At 55.3% G+C, this 20,318-nt stretch carries 14 protein-coding genes; 13 read left to right on the top strand and 1 reads right to left on the bottom strand.

Features of this window, described 5'->3' with window-relative positions; genetic code table 11:
• Nucleotides 1-65 precede the first annotated feature (65 nt).
• The 5 genes from H6G07_RS18820 to H6G07_RS18840 all read left to right on the top strand — a co-directional run bounded on the left by H6G07_RS18820 (nucleotide 66) and on the right by H6G07_RS18840 (nucleotide 5,494).
• A complete protein-coding gene (locus H6G07_RS18820) occupies nucleotides 66-1,703 on the top strand; it encodes a GAF domain-containing protein (RefSeq protein ID WP_084173055.1) in 1,638 nt (545 codons plus the stop codon).
• Nucleotides 1,704-1,814: 111 nt separating this feature from the next.
• Complete coding sequence (locus H6G07_RS18825; RefSeq protein ID WP_139297002.1) at nucleotides 1,815-2,327, top strand: hypothetical protein; 513 nt, start codon at nucleotides 1,815-1,817, stop codon at nucleotides 2,325-2,327.
• A gap of 278 nt (nucleotides 2,328-2,605) precedes the next feature.
• The gene (gene glcD, locus H6G07_RS18830; protein ID WP_073608136.1) at nucleotides 2,606-4,078 is read left to right on the top strand and encodes a glycolate oxidase subunit GlcD; all 1,473 of its coding nucleotides are present in this window, start codon (nucleotides 2,606-2,608) and stop codon (nucleotides 4,076-4,078) included.
• A gap of 398 nt (nucleotides 4,079-4,476) precedes the next feature.
• The gene (locus H6G07_RS18835; protein ID WP_073608137.1) at nucleotides 4,477-4,821 is read left to right on the top strand and encodes a hypothetical protein; all 345 of its coding nucleotides are present in this window, start codon (nucleotides 4,477-4,479) and stop codon (nucleotides 4,819-4,821) included.
• Between the two features lie 133 nt (nucleotides 4,822-4,954).
• Nucleotides 4,955-5,494 (top strand): pentapeptide repeat-containing protein, encoded by a 540-nt coding sequence (locus tag H6G07_RS18840; protein ID WP_171972989.1) that lies wholly within the window; start codon nucleotides 4,955-4,957, stop codon nucleotides 5,492-5,494.
• A gap of 14 nt (nucleotides 5,495-5,508) precedes the next feature.
• Here H6G07_RS18840 and H6G07_RS18845 read toward each other — a convergent pair whose 3' ends face one another.
• The gene (locus H6G07_RS18845) at nucleotides 5,509-6,141 is read right to left on the bottom strand and encodes a hypothetical protein (RefSeq protein WP_190740749.1); all 633 of its coding nucleotides are present in this window, start codon (nucleotides 6,139-6,141) and stop codon (nucleotides 5,509-5,511) included.
• Between the two features lie 658 nt (nucleotides 6,142-6,799).
• On the opposite strand from H6G07_RS18845, the gene H6G07_RS18850 reads away from it, so the two are divergent.
• The 8 genes from H6G07_RS18850 (at nucleotide 6,800) to H6G07_RS18885 (ending at nucleotide 20,167) form a co-directional block, all read left to right on the top strand.
• Nucleotides 6,800-8,338 (top strand): porin, encoded by a 1,539-nt coding sequence (locus H6G07_RS18850; protein ID WP_139297003.1) that lies wholly within the window; start codon nucleotides 6,800-6,802, stop codon nucleotides 8,336-8,338.
• Between the two features lie 155 nt (nucleotides 8,339-8,493).
• Complete coding sequence (locus H6G07_RS18855; protein WP_190740751.1) at nucleotides 8,494-10,698, top strand: tetratricopeptide repeat protein; 2,205 nt, start codon at nucleotides 8,494-8,496, stop codon at nucleotides 10,696-10,698.
• A gap of 50 nt (nucleotides 10,699-10,748) precedes the next feature.
• The gene (locus H6G07_RS18860) at nucleotides 10,749-12,038 is read left to right on the top strand and encodes a family 8 glycosyl hydrolase (RefSeq protein ID WP_199312225.1); all 1,290 of its coding nucleotides are present in this window, start codon (nucleotides 10,749-10,751) and stop codon (nucleotides 12,036-12,038) included.
• Between the two features lie 168 nt (nucleotides 12,039-12,206).
• On the top strand, nucleotides 12,207-14,495 hold the full coding sequence (locus H6G07_RS18865) for a cellulose biosynthesis cyclic di-GMP-binding regulatory protein BcsB (RefSeq protein ID WP_073608141.1): 2,289 nt from the start codon (nucleotides 12,207-12,209) through the stop codon (nucleotides 14,493-14,495).
• A gap of 101 nt (nucleotides 14,496-14,596) precedes the next feature.
• A complete protein-coding gene (gene bcsA, locus H6G07_RS18870; protein WP_073608142.1) occupies nucleotides 14,597-17,143 on the top strand; it encodes a UDP-forming cellulose synthase catalytic subunit in 2,547 nt (848 codons plus the stop codon).
• 929 nt (nucleotides 17,144-18,072) lie between these two features.
• On the top strand, nucleotides 18,073-19,077 hold the full coding sequence (locus H6G07_RS18875; RefSeq protein ID WP_073608143.1) for a response regulator: 1,005 nt from the start codon (nucleotides 18,073-18,075) through the stop codon (nucleotides 19,075-19,077).
• Between the two features lie 188 nt (nucleotides 19,078-19,265).
• Nucleotides 19,266-19,652 (top strand): response regulator transcription factor, encoded by a 387-nt coding sequence (locus H6G07_RS18880; RefSeq protein ID WP_073608144.1) that lies wholly within the window; start codon nucleotides 19,266-19,268, stop codon nucleotides 19,650-19,652.
• A complete protein-coding gene (locus H6G07_RS18885) occupies nucleotides 19,649-20,167 on the top strand; it encodes a chemotaxis protein CheW (RefSeq protein ID WP_084173061.1) in 519 nt (172 codons plus the stop codon). Before H6G07_RS18880 ends, H6G07_RS18885 begins: the two co-directional genes overlap by 4 nt.
• The last annotated feature ends 151 nt before the right edge of the window (nucleotides 20,168-20,318 follow it).

A 20,318-nucleotide genomic window follows, 5' to 3' on the forward strand; every position in this document is an offset into this window, starting at 1 on the left:
CAAGCTTTCCAAGGGTCTAACCATTCTAGCCACATCTTTGGAAAAAATTAAAGGCATGAATTGCTATGGAATCAATGAATAGTGGATTACATAGAATTAATCACCATTTGCGGTTGAGAACACAAATAATTGGGTACAGGCCGAGGTTAGAGGAAAAACTAGAAGAGAAAGTTGAGCAAGAAATTGTTCAACCTTGGGAAGCTATTCCCAAGAGAGTTAATAGCTTTAAAAAAGCTATTAAGAGGGCCGAAGACCATCTAAATGCGCGCTCTTCAATTATAGATTTTAATTCTGGGCAGCGATCAAGCATTGAAAACATTGAAGAGGCGAAGTTAGAAATTATTCTAAACTCTCTGAAAATCATACATTCCGAGGTGAATTGCCAAGTCGCTGCAATTTTTCTAATTTCAAAAGATGGGCTACTCAAAAGAGCTGGTATTTTTGGGCGCGACAAAAGTGGAAATCTAATCGATAATAAGTGGTACAAAGAAGAAATTTACGAGGTTGGCAAGAGCTTCACAGGCTCTGTGATAAATCAAGACTCCTCTCGTGAATCTGGATACGGAGAAATAAAATATTCTTCTGACCTCCATGCCTTTGAACTCAATCCTTTTAGCGAAAGACAATACGTCACTAAGATTGGTCAATTAAAGGAGGCTATTGCAGTTCCTCTGAACGGAAGGAATAGAACTTACGGGGTTCTAAGAGTAATCAATAAAAAGAGTGGGTTTTCAGCTGAAGATATATCTCGTTTGGCAAATCTTTCTGATTATGTTGCAACAGCATTGTCAAATTTCAGAAGAGATATTCAAGTTGAGATCCTTCGCTATCTTAGCCGTCTCTTAATTCAATCCCATGGCGATAGTCCGTCCGTATATCAAGAGATAGCAGATTTATTGGCCCGAAACTCTGAAATGCCATATAAAAGTTGTATTATTCGAGTCAAAAGTCAATCTATCGATTCGTTGCATATAAAAGCTGTTTCTTTATGGGACGATGTAACGCAAAATAGAGATGACAGTCCACTTTTTATAAAAGATGGCAGGTTGCCAGAACAGGTTGTTAAAACAGGTAAAAGATTAGTCGTTAGAGACATTAGGAGTCCGGAACACATAACAAAATTTGTCAATCAAAACTGGATACTAGAAAATAAGTTAGATTCTTATGGTTGTTTCCCATTGACGGTGAAGGGCGAAGTCATAGGTACTCTGTCTCTTTATACAGGCTTCAACTATGAGTTCTATCCTGACGCAGTAATTTTTATTCAACATGTAGCCGATTCTTTAGCTTCGTTCATATATAGGACAAGACAAGATCGGTTCATTTTAAGGTTAGAAAGATCACAAAGACTTTGTCAGAATGACTACTCCAACCTAGTTCGGCAAGATTATCTTAGAAATTTTATTGAGACAAGAAAAGATAAAAGCATCCTGGATTTAAAGATTAGCCCCGTTACTGTACCTTTAGAATCGTCAAGTTTTTCTCAGAAACTGGCCAGAGATGGAATCCTATGGGATTCTTTTTTGAGAATAGCGCTAGTTTTGTCAATCTGGTTTTACGTATTTTATCGAACTGGAATTGTGGCTGATTTTACCGGAATAGCCAAGCTCTTTTTTCTAGGATTTATATTATTTTATGTGATTTGCGAATTGCTTTATGCTGGCTTATTCCCAAAAATAAGGTACCTTTTTAACCGCAAGTAGATCCCTTTATCTATTCTTGGAAATGACATTTTGGTAGCTGTCTATTTTTGTGACATGATAGGAGTATTAATGGTTAGCTTAACAATGATTGTCTAAATCTTAATGGACGCGATGAGGGACTGGGTGCAATCAGTCTCAAACTTTAGAAGTTTGGGATTTTGGTCTTTATTAGCTAGTGGGGCATTATCCATTGGCTATTGGTTACTCTCCGATGTAATATCAATTGACTTGCAAACGCGTGATGTAGCATTTGTGGGTGCGATGATTGGCCTTGGATTAGATCTGTTCTTCCGCAATACACTCATTGGAAAGCTGCTTATTTGTGCTTTAAATGCGTTTTATATATCAATATTTTTTCACGTATTTAAACTAACATTGGGTGCCAGCACTGCGAGAGAAATTCGAGAAGAATTGATTTCAAGTATTCAAGTAGAATTGAAATCTAAAAACTCCGCTTTTTCTGAAAGAAAACTAACAGTGAGTAATAGCGAAGATTTAATGAATGAAATCGCTATGCTTAGAGCAGATGTTAATTTTGTAATGGATGAAGTAATTAATTTAGATAGTCAAATTTGTGAATTCCAGCAGGATTTAGGAAATCTATATCGGCAGGACGATCCCTAAAGTAGGGAGAAATTATTTGGGGCAACCCTCCGCAGCCATTTTTTACCGACGCAGAGATTAGAAAGGGTTTGAGTCAAAGGCATATTACTTTGGCTTTCTTAATATTTTATTATCCATGTTTGCCTTATTGGATTTCGTATGCTGGCAACAATGTGTTATTTCCCTTTGAAGGGTACTGAAACTGAAACCTGAGATACAGCCTTCAGACTGAGAACGATCGCACTGCTTAGCGACGGCAGTTCAGGTTAGGATCACAGACAACTTGAGCAGGGTGGGCCATGACCGTAGCGGAGCGATCGCGCATTGACTGGGCACCGATCATCGACGCCTTTAGCGCCGCGATTGGGAGCGATCGCGTGGTGCGCCGCAAAGAAGAAATCTTGGTCTACGAGTGCGACGGATTGACCAGCTATCGTCAGCGGCCCGCCGTGGTGGTGCTGCCCAAAACGACCGAGCAGGTGGCGGCGGCGGTGAAAATCTGCGATCGCTTTCAGGTGCCCTTTGTGGCGCGGGGCGCGGGCACTGGCCTCTCGGGTGGAGCACTGCCCATCGAAGACTCGGTGCTGATTGTCACCGCCACCATGAACCAGATTCTCTCGGTGGATTTGGACAACCAGCGGGTGGTAGTGCAGCCGGGGGTGATTAACAACTGGGTCACTCAAGCCGTGAGCGGGGCGGGCTTTTACTACGCCCCTGACCCCTCTAGCCAGTCGGTGTGCTCGGTGGGGGGCAACGTGGCGGAAAACTCGGGCGGGGTGCACTGTCTCAAGTACGGCGTAACCACCAACCACGTACTGGGGCTCAAGGTGGTGCTGCCCACGGGCGACATTGTCAACCTCGGCGGCGAGGTGGCCGAAACCCCTGGCTACGATCTGTGTGGCCTATTTGTGGGTTCGGAAGGCACCCTGGGCATCGCTACCGAAATTACTCTGCGCATTCTCAAAGCGCCTCAGTCAATTCAGGTATTGCTGGCCGACTTTACCTCGGTGGAGGCGGCGGGGGCAGCGGTGTCGGCAATCACCAGCGCGGGCATCATCCCCGCTGGCCTAGAGATGATGGATAACTTTAGCCTCAACGCGGTGGAAGATGTGGTGGCCACCAACTGCTACCCCCGCGACGCGGCGGCAATTTTGCTGATTGAGATCGATGGATTGCCAGCGGAGGTGGAAGCTACGGGCGATCGCATTGCCAACCTCTGCCGCCAGAACGGCGCGCGCACCATCACCATCGCCACCGATGCTGACGAGCGCCTGCGACTGTGGAAGGGCCGCAAAGCCGCCTTCGCCGCCATGGGCAAGCTCAGCCCCGACTACTACGTGCAAGATGGCGTCATTCCCCGCACGCAGTTGCCCTACGTGCTGAAGGAAATCGAGGCCTTGGGTGACAAGCATGGCTACCGAGTGGCCAACGTCTTTCACGCGGGCGACGGCAACCTGCACCCGCTGATTCTCTACGACAATGCCATTCCCGGCCAGCTAGAGCAGGTCGAAGACTTGGGCGGCGACATTCTCAAGCTGTGCGTGCGGGTGGGTGGCAGCATCTCCGGCGAACACGGCATTGGGGCCGATAAACGCTGCTACATGCCCGACATGTTTTCGCCCACGGACTTGGAGACAATGAGCTGGGTGCGAAAAGCGATTGACCCTGAGATGTTGGCCAACCCTACCAAGTTGCTGCCAACTCCTAAAACTTGCGGTGAAGCTGCTCAAAACCAAGCGAAAGCTACATTCCCAGAGGTGGAGCGATACTAAATAGTCTTTACACTTTTCGACTAGGTTATGACGTGTAAGAACATCTACAGTCGCTATATCCATTTATCTAGTGATAATGAGAAAACGGCCAATAGATCATTAGATAATTCTGGCTATTTGGTGAGTTTTTTATACATTTCAAAAGTCACAGCAGATCCAGTTGGCGCTTTATACGGTTAATCTTCTACTGCTTTTCTGTGTGATAGCTAGAATTTTATTTTATTTTCGCCGTCAAAAAATATGATAGGGCTTCTCCTTCTAAGGTCATAGTAATAGGCTCATCCTCCTGGTAGATACAAGCGGGGGAGGTATCGCTCTAAAGTTGCATCAGCGATGGGTAAGCAATTGAGAATTTTGCCCACTTCAATCGCTTAACTATATTCTCACCGGAGGTTTTGATGTCTAACCCTAGAGCCGAAAGCGACAATTACGATCCGCATATTATTCCGGCGGAAACTGCTGCCCGTAAAGAACGTGAGGGTGGCAACTTTAAGCAGACCCGTGATGAGACTCACAGTTCTATTGACCCCAGCGGTGGTCAAACGGTGGATAAAGAGGGTCTCGCTAACAACTACCCCATCGAGCCTGAAATGTATATTAATGAGCCCGGCGACCTGCGCGAAGAAGCAGAGGCCGAAAAGGCCCAACGTGTGGCTGAACTGCGCGAAATTAATCAAAACGAAGAACAAGGCAAGGTAACCACCGAGTCCGATGAGCGCGGCAAAGGTGTTGGGGCCGTCTAGGCTGCCTGAGAATGTAGCATTCTTGTAATGCTTAGTGCGCTGGTGCGATCGCAGCGCGACAATGGGGGTAGGTCTAACGACCGCCCCCTTTGTTTTTTGCAATCTTCAACGTTATTTTGAGGGCATTACCGCAATGACCCCAGCTACCCTGAGAGAACTGGTCAATCGCTACTACCAGGCCGGTGCCCGCGACCTGCACGGGCTAAATTTGCAGGGGTTAAACATGGCCGCCGCCCACTTGGCCAATACTGACCTGCGCCGCACTAACCTCACGCGGGCCAACCTTTACCAGGCCGACCTGACCCACATTGATGGCTACCAAATTACGTTGGCCCAGGCCGATCTGCGCGGCGCATCTTTGGCCAATGCTGTACTACGCGAAGCCGACCTGCGCAAGGTTCACTGCCACCGCGCCACGCTGATCAATGCTGACCTGCGCGACTGCTGCCTCGATCACGCCGACCTGAGCCACGCCAACTTAGAAGGGGCTAACCTCACTAAAGCCGACCTGAGCCACGCCAACCTCTACTGGGCCAACCTGCGCTACACCAATTTGACAGGGGCCAACCTGACTAAGGCCAACCTGACGGGCGCGAAATTCTGCCAGACCATCATGCCCGATGGCACCATCCGGGATTCAGAGTGTGCTGTCGTGCCGCAGGCAACGCCTTAACGCTGAAGCCAACCCTAGCGCAGCAGTTCGTCTGGGCTGAGGGGGGCGGTAGTTTGGCGTTCGTCGGCGGGGGTAAGGGTGTAGGGCAGCGGGGGTTCTGGCACCAGCAGGTAGCGATCGCCCCAGCCCCCATTGGTGCGGGCTAGCAAGTCTGCTGAGGGCGTAGTTTGCCCACTCGGCAGAGCCACCGACAGAGCCTGATCGGCCCACAAAAATGGATCGCCATCGGGGGTGACTCGCAACACAGTTGCCAGTCGCCGCTGCCTATTTTGAGCTAGCTTGTCGCCGAGGGCTGCACCTAAATGGTGGGGAGCTAGCGCAATGGCAAACTGCACGGTTTTGCTGGGTTGAGCCACTAGACCAAGGGCATCGGCCTCGGCTTGCCAGGGTTCTTGATAGCGCCCATCGGCGGCCACCTGCCAGAGGCTGAGCTGGGCTGACCACTGGCCATTGGCCACGGTGACGGGCTGGTAGTCGAGCACTGAGTAGAGGGGGCGATCGCCAGCGGTGGTGCCTTCAGGTAGCAAGTGGCGCAGGGCGATCGCGGTTAGCTGAGTGTCGTTAGGCAGGTTCGTTGTGCCGACGAGGGCGAACTCACCATTGCCCTGGGCTGTGGCCTCAAGGGTGAGCGTTGTGGCCTCTGACAAAGGAGATGAACCGGACGGCAGAGTAGTTTGACAAGCCGCACAGGCTACCAGGGCAAGCACCAGCAACCCAATTCCTTTTAGCCGTGAAATAATCATTGACCAACGGTGAGGAACAATCTATCTAGAACCCATGCAACCACAGCACACCTCTACCATCAATACCTAGAGAACGTCTTTTGCAACTCCACACAGAAGACAAGAGGCTAAAAACTTTTTTGGTATTTCATCCTGACGGCAAGAAATCTATCTGTAGGAGGAGTTAGCGCTAATACCTGAGCTTGATCGTACCTGAGCTGAAATCGTCCTGACATCGTTATCCCATCACTAGATGCCTGAGTTTGATTCTCAGCTTTTTGATCCCAGTCATGAGTACATTATTTTTTCGTCGTTTTCAGACCGTTATCTCTGGCATTGATTTGACCGACAGATTTGATGGTTGAAGAGTAAGACCTAACTGCTGTTCTCAGAGAGTCAAAATTTCTGAAATCTAGATCACTTTAGTTTGCAAGAGCTAAAGCGTGAGGAGATTAGCTGACATTGTCTTGTCTGAGATTATTGACGAGTGATTGACGGATTCAATTTATCTCTTTAATTTGGCTACTTAGCAAGCCAGATATATCTTTCGCGCTTATTTTCATCCAATTATTTTGAGTATCTTATGGAGCGTTCTATAGGTGCTTGGGTAGCGCTGCGATATGTGCTAAACCTTGGCGCGGCCACTGGTATTGTGCTAGCAACTGCGCTTTTGGGGCTGCCTCCTGCTGCCTGGGGGAGCGAGTTGCCCGAAAACGATGCAGCAGCAGACAGTTTTCCTACAGGCAATCTGCCTAACGACAGCGCACTTGTAGACAGCGCATCTGCCGGTACGTTGCCTACAAACAGTGGAGGCAGCGGGTCTACGGTAGCCTCTGCTTTTAACAGCGAGCTTTGGTTGCCAACTAGCGACAGGTTTTTGCCGCCGCCCAAACCAGCGATGGTCAAGAGCAGCCCGGCGGTAGTGCTGGCCCAGGGAATGCCGCCAACCCAAATTAGTGAAGCTGGCGTGCTAGAAGAGGTTCCTCAAGCTGCAACGCCTTTGGAAGAACGCTCCGTTTCAAGTGAGCTGCCGATCGCTGCGACGATCGCACCAGAACCAGCTCCCTCAACGACAACCCTTTCTGCCGATAGCCCACCTCAGCCAGAGCAAACTGTAGCCCAAACTGTCGAACCAGCAGAACGCTCTGAAATATCTGCCCAGGCGGCCTATTTACAGCAGGGGAGTGAAGGTTCGGCCCGTCTGCGGGTGGGGGGAATTTATGTGCTCAGCCCTTCGGTATTTGCCGGGGCTACGGTAGACCTCAGCACTGGGCAAGCCTTTTCTAACACTGACCAAACCGGCCTTAGCCTGAGTGAGCTGTATTTGACCGCCTCGCCCGCCAGCCTGCCCGAACTGCGGTTCACGGTGGGGTTGATGGATTTGACCTCGTACCTCGATCGCAACAGCTTTGCCAAAGACTCACTGACTCATTTCTTTAACCCGGTGTTTCAAACCAACCCGGCTCTGAGCACGGTGAACGTAGCCTCGCGCCCTGGAGCCTTGGTGAACTGGACTCCGGTGGATGCGGTATCGCTGACCGCCACGACCTTTTCGTCGAGCCGCGACCTGGGCAGCTTTGCCCTCGACTCGTTTGCCGGGGAAGTGGGGGTGCGGATGGGCAACGCCATTGTGCGGGGCACCTACGTGACCTCGACCGATGCCGGCCAGAGCGACGGCTTTGGAGAAATCGGCTCGTTGGAGCGCGGCAACGGTGAGTTTGGTGCACGGTCGGGCGATCGCGAGACGGGCTTTGGCCTCAATGCCGAGGCCTTTATCCCCGGTCTCAAGCTGGGCTTTTTTGGCCGCTACGGCTGGTACACCAACCAAACTCTGGGGGCCAGTGGCCAGACCTACAGCCTGGGCGTCAACGGGCTAGATGTGTTTATGCCGGGCGATCGCCTCGGGCTGGGCTACGGTCGTCAGCTCTCGAACAGCGACCTGCGCCAGGCCAGCGGCGGCCCCACCCCCGACGTGTGGGAGCTGTTCTACGACGCCCAAGTTTTCGACAACCTGCGAGCCGGGGTGAGTGTGCAGCAGCGCAACGCCTTTAGCGAAACCTACCTCGGATTTCGGGTGCGCTACGACCTGATGTGGAACCCCCTGCGGAGGGCAGCAGAATGAAAATCATCCCCCATAAGCAACTGGACAACGCCAAAACGTCCCCTTTCCCCCGGAGGGCCTTGAAGGAGAATTCGCTACCTCAGGAAACTGGAGAGATCCCTAGAGGACGTTTCCTAGCGCAAAATTCTCTATTAATAGGAGCCCTTGTCCTTAGTTTGGAGATTGTCGCCAGCCCTGCTGCCCTAGCCCAGAGATCGCCCCAGGTGAACGAAGGCTATACTCTGCTCGATCGCGGCTGGGTGAATGATGCGATCGCCGCCTTTCAAGCGGCCCTACGCCAGCAGCCAAACTCTGCGGAGGCACGGCTGGGGTTGGCGATCGCCTACCAGCGGGCAGGCCGCGATGCCGAGGCTTGGGCCGCCTACCAAGCAGTGCTACAAATCAGTCCTGATAACTCCACAGCCTTAGAAGCGCTGGGCGAGCTGGGCGGCTACCGGCCCGAGTGGCAAATTGGCGGAGTTAATGCTTTAACCCAACTTTTAGCCCAAAATCCTGGCAATCTTGAGGCCCTCAGTCAGCGGGCACTGCTCTACGGCTACCAGGGGCGCTTTTCAGAATCCCTAGCCGATTACGATCTGCTCCTAGGCCAAAATCCATCTCCCCAAACGCTGCTGGGGGCAGCACAGATCTATGCCTTTAGCGGTGACCATAGCGGTGCTCTAGCTCTGTTTGATCGCTACCGGCAAACAGGAGAATTGCCCGTAGAGGCGTTAACGGCCTACGCGTTGACCCTGCAAGAGACGGGTAATGCGGCAGGGGCGATCGCCCTGCTCGAACCTGAGCTGAGGAATCCTGACCGCACCGACAACCTTTCCCTCGGCATTCGCACAGGTCTAGCCAACGCCTACGATGCCAGTGGTCAAACTACTAAAGCGCTGGAATTATTGACCCCGCTAGTGGGTAAGGTCGACGCGCGGCTGGCGCTGGCCCGTGCCTATAGTGCGATCGGTCGCCGCCAGCTCGACCCCACCCTGTTTGAACAATCCACTGTGTTGTACCAGCAGGCATTGGATGCGGCTATCGCCCCCAGCTTCGGTCTGCGGGTTGAGGTGGCCGACGTGCTGAGCGAATGGCCCGACACCGAACCCCTTGCCCTGACGATGTTTGAGCAACTGGCCGTGGAGAACCCTGACACCGCCAGCCTGACGGTGAAAGCGCGCCTGCTGGCCTACAGCCTGGGGAACGAAAGTGCCGCCGCTGTAGCCGAGCAAATTTTGCCGCTGCTCTCCCCTATGCCCAGCTCAGCGCCGGAGCAGCGGGCTATCACCACCGCCCTGGTGCGTTTGGATAACCCTGACCCGGCACTGCTGCCTGTTTACGAAGCTGTAACGGCAACGGTGGATGCGCCGCTGCTGACCTATCGCATCGCCCAGATTTACCTAGGCCAAGGCAACCTGCAAGCCGCCCGCGATGCCCTCACCACCTACAGCGCCACCAGGGCAGGGCAGGGCGATTGGGGTACAGAACTGCTGGTCGCCGATCTGGAGCGGCAGCTAGGCGATCTAGAGGCTAGCGCCCGCCGCTACGAGGCTGTGGTTGCCGCTCAGCCCGATTCGCAGACCACTGCCAGTGCCCTGAGGGGACTGGCGTTCGTGAGGACACTGCAAGGGAAGCCTAAGGCAGCGCTGCCGGTGTATTTAGCGGCGATCGCCGACCATCCCGACAACCCCAACTATCCCCTGGGCTACGCCCTGTTGGCCTACCGCACTGGGCAGATCACCTCTACCGTCGCCGCTGAAACCCTCGATAGCTGGCTGGCCTCCCAAAACCTGGAGACTCCACCGACAGAGCTGTTTGAGCTGGCAGGCGCACTGCCCGCCGATCGCCGCCGCGCCGACCTCTACCAAACCCTACTCACCCAGCGGCCAGACGATCTCTGGCTGCGATGGCGCACCATCGAGCTGTTGGCCCAGAGCAACCCTACCCAGGCCCAGGTCGAGCTGGACTCGCTGATTGCCGCCAACCCCGACGACCTGACGGTGTACTTCTTCCAGGGCGAGCTAGCCCAGCGCCAGGGGAACCTGGCCTTAGCCACCACCGCCTACCAGCAGGTGCTAGAGCGAGAGCCTGAGAATCTCGGTGCCCTGGCAGCTCTAGCCGGGGTGCAGTTTCAGCAGGGCAATTTGTCCACCGCCCGCGACCTCTACAACCGGGTGCTAGCGCTGGCTCCTGACTACTGGGAGGCCCGCTATGCGATCGCAGAACTCAACATCGCCGACGACCAAAAGCTCACGGCCCTAGAGCAACTGCGACAACTTCCCTCCGAAGCCGCCCCCATCAACCTCGAACAGCGCGCTCAGGAGGTGGAATTTGACCTACTCCGCCGCCGAGGCTTTCAACCTAGCTGGGAGCGCTACTAAAACCCATCCACTCCCCACCCCCTACCTCCCTACTCCCCACCCTCCTCACGGTGACTACCCTGATGCGACTCTTTAACCTGCGGCGATCTCAAATCCGACTGCTGCTCTCAGTGCTGCCCCTAGCCCTGGTGCTGCTAGCCGCCGTGCCCAGTTGCACCGCTCCAGCTGCAGCCTGTGCCTGCCTAAATAGTGAGAATGAAGTTGCCCTAGAGCTACCTTTCAACAGCTCCCAAAACGATCTGCTGATCGAGAGCTGGCGAGCCTATCGCGATCGCTTCATTCAAGCCGATGGGCGGGTGATTGATCGGGAAGACGGCGATCGCACCGTCTCCGAAGGCCAGGCCTACGCCATGCTGCGAGCCGTTGCCGTCAACGACCCCGCCACCTTCGATCGCACCTATACCTGGGCCAAAAACAACCTCGCCCGCGTGAACGATGAGGGAGACCCCACCGATCTGCTCTGGGCCTGGAAATGGGGCCAGCGCCCTGACGGCTCCTGGGGCAGCATCGATGCCAACTTTGCCACCGATGCCGACATCGACGCCGCCACCGCGCTGATCTTGGCCGCTCGCCGCTGGTCGTGCCCTCAATACCTTGACGACGCCCGCGCTCTGCTAGCCGACATTTGGGAGCACGGCACCATAGAATTTCCCGACAGCACCCGCCAGCTCATCCCCGGCCCCGCCGCCGCCTTTCGCCTGGAGCCAAACCAGGTGATTCTCAACCCCTCATATTTTGCCCCCGCCAGCTTTCGCCTGTTTGCCGAGGTAGACCCCGACCGCGACTGGACAAGCCTGATCGACAGCGGCTATACCCTGCTGAACGATCTGGCGACCTTCTCCACCACTGGCCTGCCCGCCGACTGGATTGCCTACAACCCGACAACCTATACCTACCGCCAGCTCCCCCTTGATTACCCGCTGCAAAGCCGCTACAGCTTCGATGCCTTTCGCGTCTGGTGGCGCGTCTCGCAGGATGCCGCCTGGTTCAGTGAACCCCGCGCTCAAGCTTATTTAGAAACCCGCACCCCCGAACTGATTCGCCGCTGGCAGCAAGACCAGCGACTGCCTGCCCGCCTCACCCTCGACGGCGGTGCCGAAGCCAGCTACGAAGCCACCGCCCACTACGCCATGCTCTACCCCGCCCTCTTGCAGGTAGACCCCGCAACAGCCCAAGACATCTACCGACAAAAACTCCAGCCCACTTACAAAAACGGCTTTTGGGACAGCGATACCGCCTATTACACCCAAAACCTCGCCTGGTTTGGCCTGCTGCCCCTAGAAGTCTCCCCCGATCGCCTCCAAACCGTTGGCGCAAGCCTTTGCCAATCGTCGGAGTAGAGAGGCAAAGTTTTGAATTTTGAATTTTTATTTGAATTTTTAGTTTTGCAATTCAACTCAAACCCCAGAACCCAAAACCTAGCACTCACACCCTAAAACTCAAAACTAAGCACTCAAAACCAAAAACTTCCTCCCCTCTCCCCTACCCATCCACCCCTCACCCCTCCCATGCTCCCCCTCTCCCCCCGCACCTGCCGCCGCTTGGCCCTCTACCTCACCACTCTGCTGCTGATCACCGGGCAACCCCTGCTGGCCCAGGAGGCAGCACCGCCCACAGAAACCGCTCCCGCCCTGGCAGAAATCAGCCTCCCCAAACTGCCCGCCGCTCCGGTGATTGCCCCCAGCAAACCCGGCCAGTACGTGCTCGAATTTAACCGCAGCCCGGTGGTGGGCAATCGCCTCCGCTTTAGCGGCATCTACGACGAGCAGCGGCTGCACTTCACCCGCCCTCGCAATTGGCAGGCCGAGTCGGTCAAGGTGCTGCTGCGCTACCGCCATTCCGCCGCTCTCTATGCCACCCGCTCCAACCTTACGGTGCTAATCAACGGCACCAGCATTGGCAGTCTGCCCCTCAATCAGCCCATGGGCAAAATTGGCGATGCGGTCATGGACGTGCCCGCCGACCTGCTGCAAGACGATAACGAGCTGATTCTCGCCGCCCTGCAAAACAACTCCCCCACCTGCACCCAAGACCCCTTCGACCCCTCGCTGTGGACTGAGGTGTTGCCCGACTCCAAACTGGTGTTTAACTACGCGCCCCAGGCGGTAACTCCAGACTTTAGCCAGTTTCCCTACCCGCTGTTTGACACGCTGAGCCTGCAAACCAACCAAATCGCTTATCTGCAACCGACCGCGACCAACAGCCCCTGGCTATCAGCTACAGCCCGGCTGCAAACCTACCTGGGCCGCACCGCCCACTACCGCCCCCTCGACACCCGCCTGGTGAATGGCGTGGAGGCCCTGGAAGCCGACGAACGGCTCGTAGTCTTGGGAACTCCCGCTCAGCAGCCCGGCTTGGCCGATTTAACCCTGCCCTTTGCCCTCAAAGACGGCAAATTTGTCGATAGCGCGGGTAAACCCCTCCCTGACGACGCTGGCCTGCTGATGTGGTCTACGGCAGCGAACGATTTTTCTCCGGTGCTGGTGATTACCGGCAATGGTGAGGCAGGGGTGGCTAAGGCCGTGCAATACCTGGTGCAGCCCCACCATCAGCAGATTGCTACGGGCCATGGGGTGGTGGTTAACCAGGCTGGGGATGTGCCCGCCCCCCCAATTCGCCAGTGGCCCGGCTATCTGCCCGAAGAGAATGACTTTTTGCTGACAGATTTGACCTCCCCCACCCGGCAGCCGTTGGACGAGATGACCGTGCGCGGCTCCCACGCCCCAGCAATGGAAATCGGCTTCAAGGCGCTGCCCGACGATCGCCTGCTGCGAGGCAGCAAAATGCGCCTTTCCTACAGCTATGGCCCCCAGGTCAACCCCCTCACCTCGATGGTGGATGTGGAGCTAGACGGGGTATCGATCACTGGGGAACGGCTAACCGAGGTCAAAGGCGCGAACCGGCGCACCCTAGAAGTGGATCTGCCGGGCGATCGCATCACCCCCACCTCCAAGCTCCAGGTCAACTTTCGATTAGATCCCCGCGAGCGGCGATCGTGCAGCCGGGTCACCGACCAGCAGCTCTGGGGCACCATCCACAGCGATACCAGCTTTAGCCTCAAGCGCAGCGCCATCACCAGCCTGCCTGACCTAGATCTATTCAAAACCGGCTACCCCTTCACCGCTCCGCAGGATCTGTCCACCACGGCAGTAGTGCTGCCCGACAGCCCCACTGCCAAAGACGTCACCGTGCTGCTAGAGCTAGCCGAACGCCTGGGTCGTCTCAGCCAAGCTGACTCGGTGCAGCTCGCCGTCTATCGCCAAGCCGATCTGCCCGAGGAGGTGCGCAATGACCGGCATCTGGTAGCGATCGGTGCCCAACCCCGCTTCCCCCTACCCGAACTGCTCAGCGAAGACGGCTTTGCCCTGCGCGGCAGCGGCACCCGCCAGTGGGGTGACACCCAGGTGCAGCCCCTGCCCGACGGCGAAGGGCTGATGAAATCGGTGATTTCACCTTGGAACGCCGAACGGGTGGTGCTGGCCCTCAGTGGCCGCGACGACATCGGTTTGGCCCAGGTGGCTGACCTGCTGCGCCATGACCCCCTCTTTTACCAGATCGAGGGCGACACCGTGCTGGTTAGCGCCCAGGTGCCCAACCCCGACCCCTACACCAGCGCCGACTATCGCCTGGCTACCCTGCGTCAGTCGCCCCAGGTACAGCTCGCCACCACTACCCCTTACCCCTGGCTGTGGCAGGTCACTCGCAACAATTGGCTGTTTATCGTGCCCGCCACGGTAGCCCTAGCGCTGCTGATCTACGGAGCCGCGCAGTCGGCCATGCGGCGGAGTGGGGAGTAGGGCAATTCAAAGTGCAAAATTCAAAGTTTTGAATTTTGCACTTTGAAATTTGAATTTTGCACTTCCCCAATTCCCAACCCTTCACCTTTCACTCGCGCCCCATGCTTCACCCCCCCGCCCCGCCCTTCTACCACTGGCTCACCAAAACCCTACCCGATCGCGCCTACAGCCTTACTCAACACCTGAGCCGCTGGCAGATGCTGCTGCTGCTGGCCTGTCTGGGGCTGTTGACCAAGCCACTGCTGGTGGCTCACCCGGCGATTTGGCAGCAGGCGATCGTGGCGGTGCTGCTGATTGCCTTGGGTTATAGCATTCTGCATTTAGAGGATGGCCATGCCCGCAGCGGCGGCGATCGCGAGCGACTACACCTGTTTATGATCACCCTCAGCAGCCTCACCACCCTGCGCTATCTCTACTACCGCACCCGCAACACCCTCAATTTCGACACGCCACTGGATGCCGTTTTCTCCCTGCTGCTTTACGGGGCCGAGCTATATGCCCTGGGGACGCTGTTTTTGTCATATTTTCAGACACTACAACTGCGCGATCGCACCGCTGTAGACCTCACCCCCGTACCCCAGAACGAGTGGCCTTCGGTGGATATTTACATTCCTACCTACAACGAGGAGGTAGAGATCGTGCGCAAAACCGTGGTGGCAGCGGTGGCGATCGACTACCCCTCAGAGAAAAAGCAGGTCTACGTGCTGGATGATGGCCGCAAATACCCCGAGCGGCGGGCTGAGCTACAGGCGATCTGCGATGAACTGGGGGCTAAGCTGCTGGTTCGCGACAACAACGATCACGCTAAGGCGGGCAACATCAACACGGCCCTAGAGCGCACCACGGGCGATCTGGTGCTGATTTTGGACTGCGACCACATTCCAGTGCGGGGCTTTTTGCAGGCAACCGTGGGCTTTTTTCTCGACAAAACCGTGGCCCTAGTGCAGACGCCCCACTGGTTCTACAACCCCGACCCCTTCGAGCGCAACCTGCTCACCCAGGGCCAGGTGCCCGTGGGCAACGAGCTGTTTTACAAGGTGCTGCAAAAGGGCAACGATGCCTGGAATGCGGCTTTCTTTTGCGGTTCGGCGGCGGTGGTGCGACGCAATCACCTATTAGAGGTGGGCGGCATTGCCACCGAAACCGTCACCGAAGACTGCCACACTGCCCTGCGGTTGCACTCCCTCGGCTACCGCACCATCTACTACGACAAAATTATGGTGGCGGGGCTAGCGCCCGAAAAATTCTCGGCCTACGTGGGGCAGCAGGTGCGGTGGGCGCGGGGCATGGCCCAGATTTTGCGGCTGGAAAATCCGCTGTTTAACCGTCAGCTCAAACTGTCGCTGGCTCAGCGGGTCTGCTATTTCAGCGCCACGTCGCACTTTTTCTTTGGCTTCCCCCGGCTGATGTATGCCCTGGCCCCGACGCTGTTTTTGCTGTTTAGCATCAACTCGGTGAAGGGACTGGGGATTGAAACCCTGTTCTACGCGCTGCCCCACATTGTGCTGTCGATGCAGACTAACCATATCCCCTACAAGCGGGTGCGGTTTTCCTTTTGGAACGAAATCTACGAGTTTGCCATGTCGTTTCAGGCGGGCATTGTAACGCTACTGGCCCTGGTGAACCCTAAGCTAGGCAGCTTTAACGTGACGGCAAAGGGGCTGGTGGTCAACCAGCGCACCTTCGACGCCAACAGCGTGCGCTATTTGCTGGTCTTGGGATTGTTGACGGCGGCCTCGCTGGTGGCGGTGCCCTTTTGGCTGCTGCTCAGCCCCGAAGACACCCAGGCGGTGCTGATCAACGCCCTCTGGTGCGGCTTTAACCTGGTGCTGGTGCTGGCCGCCTGTCTGGTGGCGCTCGAACAACCCCAGCTACGCCGTGCCCACCGCCTGCCCCGGCAGCTCACCGCCATCATCCATAGCGATGGCCAAAGCTGGACGGGCAAAACTATTAATGTGAGCGAGAGCGGTGCCCAGGTGCAGCTCGAAGAATGGCCCAACGTGGCCGACCAGGTGTGGGTGGAGCTGGTCGGCGACTATGACGGTCGCGCCCTGCTTGAAGCCCAAATTGTGCGAGCTACGGCCACCAGTCGTTTAGAAACCGAGCTAGCGATAGATTTCATCAATGTCAGCCCCAGCCAGGCCGACGATCTCACCCTGGTACTGTTTTCTGACGTAAAGGAATGGTATTCGCAGACCCGCGAGCAGGTGGACAAGCCGCTACGATCGCTGCAATTTATCGCCACCACCCTCTGGCGGGTGTTCACCGATCTGCAACCGGCCACCGGCCAAAAAATGCGCAAGCAGGTGCAGGCCCCCGTAGAGCTGGCCTGGGAAGGCTGGCACGGCGACAGCTACCCGGCCCGCGTGGTCGAAATCGGCAGCCGCGACCTGCGCTTAGAGGTGCAGAACGTGACCGAGCTCGATCGCGCCACCCTGCTCGAAACCTTTCCCACCGTGGGGTTACTGTTTCTGCCCAGCAGTGAGCTGGCTAAGGCCCAAAGCATCGTCGCTCAGGTGGCCCAGGCGATCGAATTGCCCACTCTCAACGGTGTGGAGGCAAGGCTGGTGCTGGAATTGACCTTTCCCACGGCGCTGGCCAGCCAGCAGCGGCGCAAGATTCAGACGTTGCTGCGATCGCTAACCTAGCCCTTCATCCCTAGCTCTGAATTGCGTTCCCTGTTGCCTCGATCAGGCCATGGCCCATTGGTATGCACAGCACTTGACGCCTCAGCCCGATCAGGGCTGATCGGGGAGATTGGGCTACCTTCTTAAATCATTGACTAGCTATTGAATACTCCTGCCAAATAAGTTCCCTTAGAACATAATTCTTCTAATAGGAAAAGCGATCGCATGCAAAAACTACGCCATTCAAAATAACTTGGTTTAAAGCCTATCCAAATTCAAAATGAGAAGTCATCCAAACCTTTACTACCACTTTATAGTCAGCCGATCTCATTGCCTAGCGTTCATTTATTTTTCATATTTTTGATTACTCAATCTGCTACTATTAGATTAGTCAATCAACGGTTTAGCGCTTCATTCCTGACTATCGATCATTTTTCAAATAACTTCTATTGACCTCATTTAAATGTTGGAGTGTGACTAGCTTGGCTTCCTATCTAGCCCCCAGATCAGGTGAGAGCTATTCACTCCTAACCATTCTCGCTAACGCATCTACCGCATCAAAACTTACTGTTAAGCCAGTCGTTTTTTGGGAATGGTTTATTAGGGTCAAGCCCTGAGGTTTTATCAGTATTTATCCACAGCCATTGTGTACGAGCCATTTTGTTGCCGTTGGCCAAGGTTAGTTCTGCTAGTTGAGCAATCGTGCGATCGCTCTAGCTGTGGCTACTAGCTAAATCATTAAATGATTTAGCGCACCCCAAAGTTTTTTGACAGCCTTACTGTCGCTGTCCGTTCTACGTTAAGCAAGCCGTCATTTAGCATGCTGTAGCGCTGCGGTGTCCCTAGGGGTAACGCACGGCTGAGCTGCCAATTTTACCTACCATTCACTGTGCATTCCCCTGTCTCTGTAGTGAACCGCTATGCAACCATCGCTGTTGAACCCCGTTCCCATGGCACCGTCTTCTCCTACGCAATTGCACCCCCTTAGCTTGTTAGCCCAGGTGAGTAGTCGCCAGGCCACCGGCTGTCTTCAGGTCATTACCCCAACTAACACTTGGCTATTGCACCTAGATCAAGGCCAGCTCACCTATGTTTCTACCGTTGACCGAGCCTTTGAGCGACTAGATAGCCATTTGCGGCGGTTAAGTGTGCAGGTGCCATCGTTGGTGAGCGCAGTGCGCGTGCAGGTGCGACTCCTCTTTGAGCAGCAGGCCACCACAGCCACCGCCGACTATCAGGCCATTTGCTGGCTAGTCGAGCAGCAGCACTTGCACCCCAATCAAGCGTCAACCCTCGTCGAAACGCTCTCTAAAGAAGTGCTAGAAGCTTTTTTAGACGTGCGCCAGGGCAGCTATGAATTGGTTGAAGGCAACAGCTTGGGCAACGCCCCCCGATATTGCCAGCTCAATCTGCGCACCACAGTAGAAGAATGCTACGCCCGTCTCAAACAGCGCCGCAATGGCCTTAGCCAACTCAATGGTGGCTACTCGCCTAAGGGGGCCACCACCATAACCACGACCGAGGCTGCTCCTGCAGTAGCCGTCAGTGGCCCTAACCTCCAGACGGGGGGCATAAAGCCAGGCGCTAAAGCCCATTACACCATTGCCTGCATCGACGATAGCCCTACCGTGCTCCAGGCGATTAACAGCTTTTTAGACGACAAGATTTTCTCGGTCATTATGATTGATGATCCCGTCAAAGCGCTGATGCAGGTAATTCGAACTAAGCCCGATTTGATTTTGCTCGATGTCACTATGCCTAGCCTAGACGGCTATGAGCTTTGCTCGCTGCTGCGCCGCCACCCAGATTTCAAAAATACTCCCATTATTATGGTGACGAGCAACACCGGGTTTATCGATCGCGCCAAAGCAAAGTTAGTGCGATCGTCGGGCTATTTAACGAAGCCCTTTGATCAGTCAGATTTGCTCAAATTCATTTTTAAGTATTTGAATTAGTCTGAGTTTTTTGGGCTTTATTTTCAGATATTTGCGATCGCCCTTGCAGCTTTTTCTGGGCTGGTCTAGCACCTGGCGACCGTTGAAAACTTCTATAACTGGGCCTGCCCAAGCGATTGAGATCGGCTTTTTTAGGCAACAGTTCAAAGCAAGAGCAGCAATCTATCCACTCTTTAGGTAACTCGATTATGCAAGCGACTCTAGCAGGCACCATTTTGGTGGTTGAAGATACCCCATCCGAAATGGAGCTAATGGTGCACTACCTCCGCGACAGCGGCTGTACTGTGATCTGCGCCGTAACGGCCCAAGAGGCTTTAGACAAGGCCGCCCAACACCCCCCTGATGTCATCGTCAGCGACGTGGTCATGCCCGGTATGAGCGGCTTTGAGTTGTGCCGCAGCCTCAAAAAACAGCCCGCTACAGCCCACGTACCGATCGTGCTCTGCACCTCTAAAAACCAAGATATCGATCGGCTGTGGGGCATGCGCCAAGGAGCCGATATCTACCTTACCAAGCCCTACACCCGCGAGCAGCTAGTGCAGGCCGTGCTCACGGTGATCAAGGTGAATCGATGAGTAATCTATCGCTAGCTCGATCCCAGTCATCGGGCGAGGGCAGTCTGGCGACCCAAGCGCTCACGCCGCTGACCCACAGCTATTTGCGCTTTACCCTGGGCACCCAACCGGCCCTGCTGCCCACCCGCCAGGTGCAGGAGGCGATCGCCACCCCCGCCGCCCGCATTACCCCCATGCCCAACATGCCCCCCGCCCTCTTGGGGCTGATAAACCGCCGCAGCCGGGTGTTGTGGGTGGTTGACCTAGCCCTGCTGCTGGGCCTGCCCACGGCCTACCCCAACTCGCAGCAGTACAACCTCGTGCTCATGCAGCTAGGCACAGTGGCCCTGGGGCTGCGGGTGAGCCAAATCGACGGCATTCTCAGTCTCTCGCCCCAGCATATGCAGCCCGCTCCCACCCATGTACCCCCGGGTTTGGTGCCTTTTCTGCGGGGCTGTGTGCTGCAAGAGGGAGAAGTGCTGCTGGGGCTAGATGGCGAAGCCCTGCTGCGCGCCCCGGCTATGCAGGCGATTTAACCCTGTTTACTGCCGTTTTCCCCAGCCCTAGCCCCAGGGGCTAAGGCTACCTGCTCTCCCTACTATCAGCAGTTTGCCAGGCATCGCTAACGTCACGTTGCCCCTAAGCCTATTGGGCAGCCCTATTTCTCGACCCAACTCAGCTCATTCA

This window comes from Phormidium tenue FACHB-1052 (assembly GCF_014696675.1).
In the GTDB taxonomy this organism is placed as follows: Bacteria; Cyanobacteriota; Cyanobacteriia; order Phormidesmidales; family Phormidesmidaceae; genus Nodosilinea; species Nodosilinea tenuis_A.

What these genes read in the sequence shown, in the direction of transcription:
- H6G07_RS18820 (WP_084173055.1), top strand. Translation starts at nt 66, where the DNA reads ATGGAATCAATGAATAGTGGATTACATAGAATTAATCACCATTTGCGG.
- H6G07_RS18825 (WP_139297002.1), top strand. Translation starts at nt 1,815, where the DNA reads ATGAGGGACTGGGTGCAATCAGTCTCAAACTTTAGAAGTTTGGGATTT.
- glcD (WP_073608136.1), top strand. Translation starts at nt 2,606, where the DNA reads ATGACCGTAGCGGAGCGATCGCGCATTGACTGGGCACCGATCATCGAC.
- H6G07_RS18835 (WP_073608137.1), top strand. Translation starts at nt 4,477, where the DNA reads ATGTCTAACCCTAGAGCCGAAAGCGACAATTACGATCCGCATATTATT.
- H6G07_RS18840 (WP_171972989.1), top strand. Translation starts at nt 4,955, where the DNA reads ATGACCCCAGCTACCCTGAGAGAACTGGTCAATCGCTACTACCAGGCC.
- H6G07_RS18850 (WP_139297003.1), top strand. Translation starts at nt 6,800, where the DNA reads ATGGAGCGTTCTATAGGTGCTTGGGTAGCGCTGCGATATGTGCTAAAC.
- H6G07_RS18865 (WP_073608141.1), top strand. Translation starts at nt 12,207, where the DNA reads ATGCTCCCCCTCTCCCCCCGCACCTGCCGCCGCTTGGCCCTCTACCTC.
- bcsA (WP_073608142.1), top strand. Translation starts at nt 14,597, where the DNA reads ATGCTTCACCCCCCCGCCCCGCCCTTCTACCACTGGCTCACCAAAACC.
- H6G07_RS18875 (WP_073608143.1), top strand. Translation starts at nt 18,073, where the DNA reads ATGGCACCGTCTTCTCCTACGCAATTGCACCCCCTTAGCTTGTTAGCC.
- H6G07_RS18880 (WP_073608144.1), top strand. Translation starts at nt 19,266, where the DNA reads ATGCAAGCGACTCTAGCAGGCACCATTTTGGTGGTTGAAGATACCCCA.
- H6G07_RS18885 (WP_084173061.1), top strand. Translation starts at nt 19,649, where the DNA reads ATGAGTAATCTATCGCTAGCTCGATCCCAGTCATCGGGCGAGGGCAGT.